The organism is Streptomyces sp. PU-14G (assembly GCF_041028275.1).
In the GTDB taxonomy this organism is placed as follows: domain Bacteria; phylum Actinomycetota; class Actinomycetes; order Streptomycetales; family Streptomycetaceae; genus Streptomyces.
Genome location: NZ_JASKYT010000241.1, coordinates 1 through 10,816, shown reverse-complemented (window position 1 = coordinate 10,816; position 10,816 = coordinate 1). Strand labels below are relative to the sequence as shown.

General features: G+C 71.4%; 10 protein-coding genes and 1 pseudogene. 4 read left to right on the top strand and 7 right to left on the bottom strand.

The features are described from left to right. The first annotated feature begins 365 nt into the window (after positions 1-365). Positions 366-1,485, top strand: a pseudogene (locus tag AB8Z75_RS24050) (S-(hydroxymethyl)mycothiol dehydrogenase). Then, positions 1,485-2,090: an MBL fold metallo-hydrolase gene (locus tag AB8Z75_RS24045; RefSeq protein ID WP_369205334.1), complete on the top strand. Its 606-nt coding sequence runs from the start codon at positions 1,485-1,487 to the stop codon at positions 2,088-2,090. The pseudogene AB8Z75_RS24050 and the gene AB8Z75_RS24045 overlap by 1 nt, the downstream one beginning before the upstream one ends. 69 nt (positions 2,091-2,159) lie before the next feature. Here AB8Z75_RS24045 and AB8Z75_RS24040 read toward each other — a convergent pair whose 3' ends face one another. Continuing rightward, complete coding sequence (locus tag AB8Z75_RS24040) at positions 2,160-3,371, bottom strand: pyridoxal phosphate-dependent aminotransferase (protein WP_369205332.1); 1,212 nt, start codon at positions 3,369-3,371, stop codon at positions 2,160-2,162. An 89-nt stretch (positions 3,372-3,460) separates the two neighbouring features. Between AB8Z75_RS24040 and AB8Z75_RS24035 the strand changes: the two genes are divergently transcribed. Then, positions 3,461-4,138: a winged helix-turn-helix transcriptional regulator gene (locus tag AB8Z75_RS24035; protein WP_369205330.1), complete on the top strand. Its 678-nt coding sequence runs from the start codon at positions 3,461-3,463 to the stop codon at positions 4,136-4,138. Positions 4,139-4,247: 109 nt separating this feature from the next. Here AB8Z75_RS24035 and AB8Z75_RS24030 read toward each other — a convergent pair whose 3' ends face one another. The 5 genes from AB8Z75_RS24030 to deoC form a co-directional block, all read right to left on the bottom strand. Continuing rightward, positions 4,248-4,691 carry a PIN domain-containing protein gene (locus AB8Z75_RS24030; protein WP_369205329.1) on the bottom strand — a complete coding sequence of 148 codons (444 nt, stop codon included), beginning with the start codon at positions 4,689-4,691 and terminating at the stop codon, positions 4,248-4,250. Next, positions 4,688-4,948, bottom strand: a complete 261-nt coding sequence (locus tag AB8Z75_RS24025; RefSeq protein WP_369205327.1) for a CopG family transcriptional regulator — start codon at positions 4,946-4,948, stop codon at positions 4,688-4,690. The genes AB8Z75_RS24030 and AB8Z75_RS24025 overlap by 4 nt, the downstream gene beginning before the upstream one ends. A gap of 116 nt (positions 4,949-5,064) precedes the next feature. Then, a complete protein-coding gene (locus tag AB8Z75_RS24020; RefSeq protein WP_369205325.1) occupies positions 5,065-5,949 on the bottom strand; it encodes an aldehyde dehydrogenase family protein in 885 nt (294 codons plus the stop codon). After that, positions 5,936-7,420, bottom strand: a complete 1,485-nt coding sequence (locus AB8Z75_RS24015) for an aldehyde dehydrogenase family protein (protein WP_369205323.1) — start codon at positions 7,418-7,420, stop codon at positions 5,936-5,938. Before AB8Z75_RS24015 ends, AB8Z75_RS24020 begins: the two co-directional genes overlap by 14 nt. A gap of 2 nt (positions 7,421-7,422) precedes the next feature. Further along, positions 7,423-8,403 carry a deoxyribose-phosphate aldolase gene (deoC, locus tag AB8Z75_RS24010; RefSeq protein ID WP_369205321.1) on the bottom strand — a complete coding sequence of 327 codons (981 nt, stop codon included), beginning with the start codon at positions 8,401-8,403 and terminating at the stop codon, positions 7,423-7,425. A 244-nt stretch (positions 8,404-8,647) separates the two neighbouring features. On the opposite strand from deoC, the gene AB8Z75_RS24005 reads away from it, so the two are divergent. Beyond that, positions 8,648-9,349 carry a PH domain-containing protein gene (locus AB8Z75_RS24005; protein WP_369205319.1) on the top strand — a complete coding sequence of 234 codons (702 nt, stop codon included), beginning with the start codon at positions 8,648-8,650 and terminating at the stop codon, positions 9,347-9,349. Positions 9,350-9,487: 138 nt separating this feature from the next. Here AB8Z75_RS24005 and AB8Z75_RS24000 read toward each other — a convergent pair whose 3' ends face one another. Continuing rightward, positions 9,488-10,462: a WD40 repeat domain-containing protein gene (locus AB8Z75_RS24000; RefSeq protein WP_369205317.1), complete on the bottom strand. Its 975-nt coding sequence runs from the start codon at positions 10,460-10,462 to the stop codon at positions 9,488-9,490. Positions 10,463-10,816: the final 354 nt, after the last annotated feature.

Here is a 10,816-nt window from a genome sequence, read left to right as displayed (position 1 = left end):
CGGTCGGTGCGGGGCCTTCGGCCGGCGCGGGTACGTCCGCTGCGGACGCGGCCCGGGTGGGGGCGTCGCAGGTGTCGCTGGAGTCGGTCACGGGCAACGATTGTCCGCCATGCCCCGGGCACGTTCGAAGGCCCGTACGAAAGTGGGATACGCGGCTCCTGTTTCGGCTCCCGTAACGGCTCGTGGGCGGTGCCCGTGGGCCCCTCCGGGCCGCGGCTCTCGCGCGCTTCCCGGGCCGCGCGGCACCCTTGCCGCCTCGCAGCCGGACCGGTTGCCGCGACCCGCGTACCGCCCCTCCCGGAAACCGCCTCTGGGCAGGGAGAATGGCGCACCGGACATCCGATGGAGAAGGGAGGCCCTTCCGTATGGCACAGGAAGTACGCGGGGTCGTCGCACCCGGCAAGAACGAGCCCGTGCGGGTCGAGACGATCGTCGTGCCAGAACCGGGCCCCGGCGAGGCCGTCGTCCAGGTGCAGGCGTGCGGCGTCTGCCACACCGACCTGCACTACAAGCAGGGTGGGATCAGCGACGACTATCCCTTCCTCCTCGGGCACGAGGCGGCGGGTGTCGTGGAGGCCGTGGGCGGGCGTCACGGATGTGGCGCCCGGTGACTTCGTGGTGCTCAACTGGCGTGCGGTGTGCGGCCAGTGCCGGGCCTGCAAGCGGGGCCGGCCCTGGTACTGCTTCGACACCCACAACGCCGAGCAGAAGATGACGCTGGCGAGCGACGGACGTGAGCTGGAGCCGGCGTTGGGCATCGGCGCCTTCGCCGAGAAGACGCTGGTCGCGGCCGGGCAGTGCACGAAGGTGGACCCGTCGGTCTCGCCCGCCGTCGCCGGGCTGCTCGGGTGCGGGGTGATGGCCGGGATCGGCGCCGCCCTCAACACGGGCCAGGTGACCCGCGGCGACTCCGTGGCCGTCATCGGGTGCGGCGGTGTGGGCGACGCCGCGATCGCGGGCGCGCGGCTCGCGGGCGCCGCGCGGATCATCGCCGTCGACATCGACGACCGTAAGCTCACCACCGCGGAGAAGATCGGTGCCACCCACACGGTCAACTCCTCCACCGCCGACCCCATCGAGGCGATCCGCGAGCTGACCGGCGGGTTCGGCGCCGACGTGGTCATCGAGGCGGTCGGCCGCCCGGAGACGTACAAGCAGGCGTTCTACGCCCGCGACCTGGCCGGCACCGTCGTCCTCGTCGGCGTGCCCACGCCTCAGATGACGCTGGAGCTGCCGCTGCTGGACGTCTTCGGCCGGGGCGGCGCCCTCAAGTCCTCCTGGTACGGGGACTGCCTGCCCTCGCGGGACTTCCCGATGCTGATCGACCTGCACACGCAGGGCCGCCTGGACCTGGGCGCGTTCGTCACCGAGACGATCAACCTGGACGAGGTCGAGAAGGCCTTCGAGCGGATGCTCCCCCACAGCCTTAAGGGCGTGGGAGGTGCCCCCAGGGGCGACGTGCTGCGTTCGGTGGTGATGCTGTGATGGCGGCCCGCATCGATCACCTCGTCACCAGCGGCGAGTTCCGCCTGGACGGGGAGACGCACCAGGTCGACAACAACGTGTGGATCGTCGGCGACGACACCGAGGCCGTGGTCGTCGACGCCGCGCACGACGCCGACGCCATCGAGGCGGCGCTGGACGGGCGCACGCTGCGGGCGATCGTGTGCACGCACGCGCACAGCGACCACGTGGACGCGGCCCCCGAGCTGGCCGACCGCACCGGCGCGCCGATCTGGCTGCACCCGGACGACATGCCGCTGTGGAAGATGACGCACCCGGACCGCGCCCCCGACGGTGCACTCGCCGACGGCGACGTCATCTCGGTCGCCGGCACCGACCTGACCGTCCTGCACACTCCGGGGCACGCGCCGGGAGCCGTCTGCCTGTTCGCGCCGGGTCTGGGCACCGTCTTCACCGGCGACACCCTCTTCCAGGGCGGACCGGGCGCCACGGGACGCTCCTTCTCCGACCACCCGACGATCGTGCGCTCGATCAGGGAGCGCCTGCTGACGCTGCCGCTGGAGACGGTGGTGCGCACCGGGCACGGGGACAGCACGACGGTGGGCGAGGAGGCCGCGAACGTGTGACGGCCCGCGGAGGCCGGGCGCCCCCTTCGGATGGGGGCGTCCGGCCACCGCCGCCGGCGCCCCTCCGGGCTACTGCCGGTAGCCCTCCAGGAAGCGGCCGATGCGCGAGATCGCGGCGTCGAGGTCGTCGGCGCGCGGCAGGGTGAGGACGCGGAAGTGGTCGGGGTGCGCCCAGTTGAAGCCCGTTCCCTGGACGACCTGGATCTTCTCGCGGAGCAGCAGGTCGAGGACGAACCGTTCGTCGTCGTGGATCTTGTGGACCTCGGGGTCGAGCCGCGGGAACGCGTACAGCGCGCCCTTGGGTTTGACGCAGCTGACGCCGGGGATCTCGTTGAGTTTGCGCCAGGCCACGTCGCGCTGTTCGTGGAGCCGGCCGCCGGGCAGGACGAGTTCGTCGATGGACTGGCGGCCACCGAGCGCCGCCTGGATGGCGTGCTGGGCCGGGGCGTTGGGGCACAGCCGCATCGAGGCGAGCATGGACAGGCCCTCCAGGTAGTCGCGGGCGTGCTGCTTGGGTCCTGAGACCAGGAGCCAGCCGGAGCGGAAGCCGGCCACCCGGTAGGCCTTGGACAGCCCGCTGAAGGTGAGGCAGACCAGGTCGGGGGCGAGGGTGCCCACGTGGTGGTGGGCGGCGCCGTCGTAGAGGATCTTGTCGTAGATCTCGTCGGAGAAGACCATCAGGCCGTTGCGGCGCGCCAGGTCGAGGATGCCCTCCAGCACCTCGCGCGGATAGACGGCGCCCGTGGGGTTGTTGGGGCTGATGATGACGACGGCCTTGGTGCGCGAGGTGATCTTGGCGGCCATGTCGTCGAGGTCGGGCAGCCATTCGGACTGCTCGTCGCACACGTAGTGCACCGCCTTGCCGCCCGCCATCGTCGTCACGGCCGTCCACAGCGGGAAGTCGGGGGAGGGGATGAGGATCTCGTCGCCGTCCTCGACCAGCGCCTGCACGGCCATCGACACCAGCTCGGAGACGCCGTTGCCGAGGTAGACGTCGTCCACGTCGGCCTCCGGGAAGCCGCGCTGCTGGTAGTGCTGGGCGACGGCGCGGCGCGCGGGCAGGATGCCGCGCGACTCGGTGTACCCGTGCGCCTGGGGGAGCATCCGCACCATGTCCTGGATGATCTCCTCGGGTGCCTCGAACCCGAAGAGCGCCGGGTTGCCGGTGTTGAGCCGCAGCACGCTGTGCCCGGCCTCCTCCAGCGCGTCCGCCTGCTCGATGACCGGACCGCGGATCTCGTAACAGACCTCGCTGAGCTTGTTCGACTGCCGGAACTCCATGCTCGCCCACCCTCCTGCGCCTCACTTGGTAACTTGGTTCTACCAAGCCTGGACTTGGAAAGTCCAACCACATGTCTAGACTGACGGTCATGCCGAGCCACGCGAGCGACCTCACCACCGGGCGGCCCCGCCGCAGCTACGACCAGTTCTGCGCCCTCGCGCGCGCCCTCGACTCCATAGGGGACCGCTGGACGCTGCTCATCGTCCGCGAACTGCTGGCAGGCCCTCGCCGCTACACCGACCTCCACGCCGACCTGCCCGGCGTCAGCACCGACATGCTGGCCGCCCGGCTCAAGCACATGGAGGCCGAGGGCCTGGCCGAACGGCGCCGCCAGCCGAAGCCCGCGTCCGGGTACGTGTACGAACTCACCGAGCGCGGTCGCACGCTGCTGCCCGCGCTGACCGCGCTCGCCGCCTGGGGCGCCCCCGCGCTCGGTAAGCCCCGCCCCACCGACGCGGTCCGCGCCCACTGGTGGGCACTGCCCCTGCGGGACGCCGTGCGGCGGGCCGTCGGTCAGGAGGCCGTCGGCACCGTGGACATCGTGCTGCCCGAAGGCGTCTTCCACCTGCGACTCGACGCCGCGCCGGAGGGCCCGGTATACGCCGAGGGCGCCGCGCCCGAAGGGGCCGGGGCACGCCTGGAGTTGGACGCCGACGCGTGCGCCGCGCTCGCGGACGGTTCGCTGACGCTGGCGGACGCGGTATCCGCGGGGACGGTCCGCGTGGGCGGATGCGACCGCTGGGTCCGCGAGTTGCGGAAAGATTGACGGCGGCGCGGGGCGCGGGAACACGGCCGTGCGCGGACGCGCGTCCCCCGGAGGGCCGGCCGCTGTCGTGGCGGGAAGGCGCCTGCTCGGGAGGGGGCGGGGCTCCGCGTCAGAGCGGCAGGTCGTCTGGCAGGACTCGGAACGCCTTGTGGCTGCTCAGCGGGCGTACGGCGCGGAAGTCGCGGCGATCGAGAGTGAGGACCGCGTCGGTCTCGTACTCGGCGGCCAGGGCGACGTTCACCGCGTCGGCAAGGTCGAGGTCCAGGGCGCGGTAGCGCAACCGGACCGCGTGGGCGCTACCGAGGTGGTCCTCCCGGATCTCCGGAACGACGACCCGGCCCCGGCGCATCCACCCGCGGATGTCGTCGGCCGCGCTCATGGCGGCCTCTCGGCCCAGCTCACGTGTGGCGACGTGGTCGAGTTCGGCCAGCAGGAGGGGGGACAGCACCAGCAGCCCGGCGGACATGATCGCCTCATTGGCGGCCTGGTGCTCCGGATGGACCGAGTCGAGGGCGGCCAGCAGGCCGGACGTGTCGGTGACGACGATGATCACGCGGCGGTTCCGGAGTCCGTTTCCCGGCGGACGGCGTCTGCCACCGTGGCGCGGACCTCGTCACCGGAAAGTGTGCGCCCCGAGCCCTCGTACGTGCGGGAGAAAAGCGGTTCGTCCCAGACGCGGTTCGCCATGGCCGCCAGGTGAATCCCCTGACGGATGATCTCCGCCTCGCTGATCCCCCGCCGCCGGGCGGCCTCCTTGATGATCGCGAGATCCTCGGGGTCGGCGTAGACGTTCGTGCGCTTCATGGACATGTACCAAAGGTAGCCCATGTGGAAAACGGTGTGGGCGAACCGGCGGAGGGGCCGCTGCGGTGGCGGGAAGGCCGAAGAGGGGGCGGCCCCTCCTCGGCCCTCTCGAACCGCTGACGTCAGGCGCCGATGGGGTGCCAGACCGTCTTCGTCTCCAGGAAGGCGGAGAGGCGGTCGAGGCCCGGGGTGGCCGTCCAGTCGGCGGTGCCGGGGGAGGGCCGCAGGACGCGCTTGAGGTTCTCCGCGGCGGCGGCCTCCAGCTCGGCCGCCAGGTCTCCGTCCGCCCCCGCCAGGTCGATGGCGTTCACGTCCTGGTGGGCGGCCAGCGGGCGGGCCAGCTCGGCCGTGTCGCCGGAGAGGACGTTGACGACGCCGCCTGGCAGGTCGGAGGTGGCCAGCACCTCGGCGAGGGAGAGGGCGGGCAGCGGGGCCGTACGGGAGGTCACCAGGACCGCCGTGTTGCCGCTGACGAGCACCGGCGCGAGGACGGAGACCAGCCCCAGCAGCGAGGAGCGCTGCGGCGCCAGCACGGCCACCACGCCCGTCGGCTCCGGGGTGGAGAGGTTGAAGTAGGGGCCCGCGACCGGGTTGGCGCCGCCGACCACCTGGGCGAGCTTGTCCGACCAGCCCGCATACCAGACCCAGCGGTCGATCGCCGCGTCCGTCGCCGCCTGGGCCTTCGCCTTCGTCAGGCCCTCCGCCGCGGCCACCTCGGCGGCGAACTGCTCCCGGCGGCCCTCCAGCATCTCCGCGATGCGGTAGAGGATCTGCCCCCGGTTGTAGGCCGTGGCACCCGACCAGCCGCCGAACGCCTTGCGGGCGGCGACGACGGCGTCCCGCGCGTCCTTGCGGGAGGCCAGCGGGGCGTTGGCCAGCCACTGGCCCTTTCCGTCGGTCACCTCGTACACCCTGCCGCTCTCGGAGCGGGGGAACTTCCCCCCGACGTACAGCTTGTAGGTCTTCAGAACGGCGAGCCGTCCCCGTGACGTCTCAGGCGTGCTCAAGGTAGGCCTCCAGACCGTGCCTGCCGCCCTCGCGGCCGTAACCCGACTCCTTGTAGCCGCCGAAGGGCGAGGTCGGATCGAACTTGTTGAACGTGTTGGCCCACACCACCCCGGCCCGCAGCTGGTTGGCCATCTTCAGGATGCGTGAGCCCTTCTCGGTCCAGATGCCCGCCGAGAGGCCGTAGGGGGTGTTGTTCGCCTTGGCGACCGCCTCGTCCGGCGTGCGGAAGGTCAGCACGGACAGCACGGGGCCGAAGATCTCCTCGCGAGCGATGCGGTGCGCCTGGCTGACGTCGGTGAAGACGGTCGGAGCGAACCAGTAGCCCTCGGACGGCAGCGCGCACGGCGCCGACCAGCGCTCGGCGCCCTCGGCCTCGCCCGCGTCGGCCAGCTCGGTGATGCGGGCGAGCTGCTCGGCGGAGTTGATCGCGCCGACGTCGGTGTTCTTGTCGAGCGGATCGCCCACGCGGAGGGTGGCCAGCCGGCGCTTGAGCGCGTCGAGCACCTCGTCCTGCACCGACTCCTGGACCAGCAGGCGGGAGCCCGCGCAGCAGACCTGGCCCTGGTTGAAGAAGATGCCGCCGACGATGCCCTCGACCGCCTGGTCGAGCGGGGCGTCCTCGAAGACGATGTTGGCGCCCTTGCCGCCGAGTTCCAGGGTGAGGCGCTTGTCCGTGCCCGCGACGGTGCGGGCGATCTGCCTGCCGACGGCGGTCGATCCCGTGAAGGCCACCTTGTTCACGTCGGGGTGGGCCACCAGCGCCGCGCCCGTCGCCCCGTCACCCGTGACGATGTTGACGACGCCCTTGGGCAGGCCCGCCTGGCGGCAGATGTCGGCGAAGAACAGCGCCGACAGCGGCGTCGTCTCGGCCGGCTTGAGGACGACCGTGTTGCCGGCGGCCAGCGCGGGAGCGATCTTCCACGCCAGCATCAGCAGCGGGAAGTTCCAGGGGATGACCTGCGCGGCCACGCCGAGCGGGCGCGGGTCGGGGCCCAGCCCCGCGTAGGAGAGCTTGTCGGCCCAGCCCGCGTAGTAGAAGAAGTGCGCGGCGACGAGGGGCAGGTCGGCGTCGCGCGACTCGCGGATCGGCTTGCCGTTGTCCAGCGTCTCCAGCACCGCCAGCTCGCGGGAGCGCTCCTGGATGAGGCGGGCGATCCGGAACAGGAACTTGGCGCGCTCGGCGCCCGGCAGCGCGGCCCACGGCCCGAACGCGGCGCGGGCCGCCCGCACCGCCGCCTCGACGTCCTCCTCACCGGCGTGCGCGACCTCGGCCAGCACCTCCTCGGTGGCCGGGGAGAGCGTCTTGAAGACCTTGCCCGCCGCGGCTTCCCGGAACTCGCCGTCGACGAACAGCCCGTAGGAGGGCGCGAGGTCGACGACGGCCCGGGACTCGGGCGCGGGGGCGTATGCGAACAGCTGCGATGCCGCGGCGGTCGCGGACGGGTTGGACGGGGTGTTGTTGTCGGTCATGCTCAGTCCACCGTCACGTAGTCGGGGCCGGAATAGCGTCCTGTCGTCAGCTTTTGGCGCTGCATCAGCAGGTCGTTGAGCAGGCTGGAGGCGCCGAAGCGGAACCATGCGGGGCGCAGCCAGTCGCCGCCCGCCGTCTCGTTCACCAGCACCAGGTACTTGATCGCGTCCTTGGCCGTCCTGATGCCGCCCGCCGGCTTCACGCCGACCTGCCGCCCGGTGGCCGCCCGGAAGTCGCGGACCGCCTCCAGCATGAGCAGCGTGTTCGGCGGCGTCGCGTTGACGGCGACCTTGCCCGTGGAGGTCTTGATGAAGTCGGCGCCCGCGAGCATGGCCAGCCACGAGGCGCGGCGGATGTTGTCGTAGGTGGCCAGCTCGCCGTTCTCGAAGATCACCTTCAGGTGCGCGTCGCCGCAGGCCTGCTTCACCTCGCGGATCTCCTCGAAGACCTGAAGGTAGCGGCCCGAGAGGAAGGCGCCGCGGTCGATCACCATGTCGATCTCGTCCGCTCCGGCCGCCACCGCCTCGCGGGTGTCGGCGAGCTTGACGGAGAGCGCGGCGCGCCCCGCGGGGAAGGCCGTGGCGACGGACGCCACGTTGATCTCGTCGGCCGCCCCGGCGTCGGCCAGCGCCTGCTTGGCGGTGGCCGCCATGTCGGGGTAGACGCAGATGGCGGCGACGCGGGGCGCGGTGCGGTCGCTCGGGTCGGGGCTCGCGCCCTTGGCGCACAGGGAGCGGACCTTGCCCGGGGTGTCGGCGCCTTCGAGGGTCGTCAGGTCGATCATGGAGATCGCCAGGTCGAGCGCGTACGCCTTCGCTGAGGTCTTGATGGATCGGGTTCCCAGCGCCGCTGCCCGGGCTTCCAGCCCGACCGCGTCGACACCGGGAAGTCCGTGCAGGAAGCGGCGGAGAGCGGCGTCGGAGCTCGTGACGTCGGGAAGGGTGCCCCTCCCGGCGTCGCGAGGGGCCGCATCGGTAGGCATGCTCACCAGAGCACCATATCTACGCGCGTAGTCGCGTGTCACCCCTCGGAACCGGAAAGGGTCCGTCCGCCGGCGGGAAGCGCCGTACTCCCACAGGAGGGCGGCCGTGCACCAACGGAAAGCGCTCGTGCCCGAGCCGTCCGGAGGCGGGTCCTGCCCCGGAGCCGCCGGGGGCGGCTCCGGCGTGTGTTTCGATGCCGTACCGCAATGTCCGCCATCCGGACGGTCGGGCACAATCGATCGCATGACGAGCGAGGACAAGCGCCAGGACGACGGCCCCGAGGGCCACGGCGACGGGGGCCGAGCCGCGGGGGAGGAGTTCCCCGACCGGGTCTACCGGTCGCCCGCCGCAATGGCGGGCGGCATCGTGCTGCTCGCCATCGGCCTGTGGCTGGCCGGTGACGCCGTCTTCGGCGGCGAGGGCCGCACCCCGTGGCTCGCGCTCGCAGGGCTGCTGTTCGCCGTCCCGCTCGTCGTCGCCTTCACGCTGCGGCCCGCCGTCTTCGCGGGGGAGCGGCGGATGAAGGTGCGCAACCCCTTCCGCACCGTCGAGGTGCCCTGGGGAGCTGTCGAGACGATCCGCGCCGGCTACTCCAGCGAGGTCGTCGCCGACGGCAGCAAGTACCAGCTGTGGTCGATCCCCGTCTCGCTGCGGGCCCGTAAGAAGGCGACCCGGCACAACGAGCGCGTCGCCACCGGGAGGCCGCCCGTCTCGCGCGGCGGTCTCTTCGGCGGACGCGGGATGCCCGACCTCTCCGCCGAGGCCGACGCGAGTGAGAAACGCGCCCCCTCCGACCAGGCGGTCGACGAGCTGCGTGCGCTGGTGGAGGACCACGGCGCCAAGGAGAAGTCCCAGGGCGCGGTCACCGTCCGCTGGTCCTTCGAGGTCCTCGCCCCGGCGCTGGCGGGCGCCGTGCTGCTGGCGGTACTCCTGGCGACGCGGTGACCTGTGCGGTGCGGTGACCTTCGCGGCGCAGTGACCCTTCGCGGTGCGGTGACCTGTGAGACGCAGTGAGCTTCGCCGCGCCCGGGCCGCACGCCTGGGCGGCCCGGGGCCCGGCTGCGGCCTCCCCGGAGAGCAACGTCAGCTCACGCGCCAAAGCCGCACCGTCTTGTCGTCGCTGCCGGTGGCCAGGATTCTGCTGTCCGGGTTGAACGCCACCGCCCGGACGGGAGCGGTGTGTTTGGTGAAGGCCCGGATGGGCTTCCCTGTTTCCGCGTTCCACAGCCGCGTGGTAGCCCCACGGCCGTCGGCGGCCAGGAGCTTGCTGTCCGGGCTGAAGGCCACCGAACTGAAGGGATCGGCGCGGTTGGTGAAGGTGTGGAGGGTCTTTTCCGTTTTCAGATTCCACAGCCGTGCGCTGCTGTCGTAGCTGGCGGTGGCCAGGGTCTTGCCGTCCGGGCTGAAGACTATCGCGGTGACGGCGTCGGTGTGGCCTTTGAGAGTGACAATGGAATGTCTGTCTTTCAGGTTCGCCAGCAGCACTCTACCGTCCCAGATGCCGATGGCCAGGGTTTCGCCGTCCCGGCTGAATGCCACCGAAGCAGCTCCCTTGCTAAGGCCCTGGAAGGTGTGGGTGGACTTTCCCGTCGCTACGTTCCACAACCGCACCTTGCCGTCATGACCGCCGGTGGCCAGGGTTTTTCCATTCGGGCTGAACGCCACGGAAGCGACGGCATCGGTGTGCCCTGAGAGGGTGTGCAGGAGTTTACCTGTCTTCGCATTCCACAGCTCTGCTTTGTGGTTGTCGCCACCGGTGGCCAGGATCTTGCCATCCGGGCTGAATGCCACGGAAAAGACGTTGCCGAGGTGGTTGGTGAGGGTGCGGGTGTTCTTCCCTGTTTCCATGTTCCACAGGCGTGCGTTTCCGTAGCTGCCGTTGGTGGCCAAGGTCGGCCCGTCCGAACTGAAGGCCACCGAGGTGACTTTGTCCGGGCAGTGGAGGATGCCCGCGGCTTTTACGGTGACTTTCTTCGCGGTAGGGCTCGCTGTCCCCTCCGTGGCTCCGTCGTCGGGCTCCCCTCCGTCGTTGTCCGGCAGCAGCGCTACCGCGGTCACGCCACCCGCCAGAAATATCCCGCCAAGAGCGAGGACGGCCCGCCGGGGTACAGGTTTCCGGGCCGGCTCGTGTGCGTCTGGTGGAGCGTGTCGGTCCTCGCCGCCTGCGGTGGTGCCGTGCTCGGCCGGCTGTGCCGGAGAGGCAGAGCTCAGGGGAGAGGCAGAACTCAGGGGAGAGGCCGACTTCTGGGGAGGGGCTGACTGCTGTCGCGTGCCCGAGGGAAAGGTGGCGACCAGGGTGTCGGTGCGTGCGAGCGGTTCGCCCGGCGAGCGCGGCTTCTCGGGGAGGGGAGCGTGGGTGAGTGGTGTGCTGGGCGGTTCGGTCCTTGGCTGCGGTGCGGGGGGAGGCGGGGC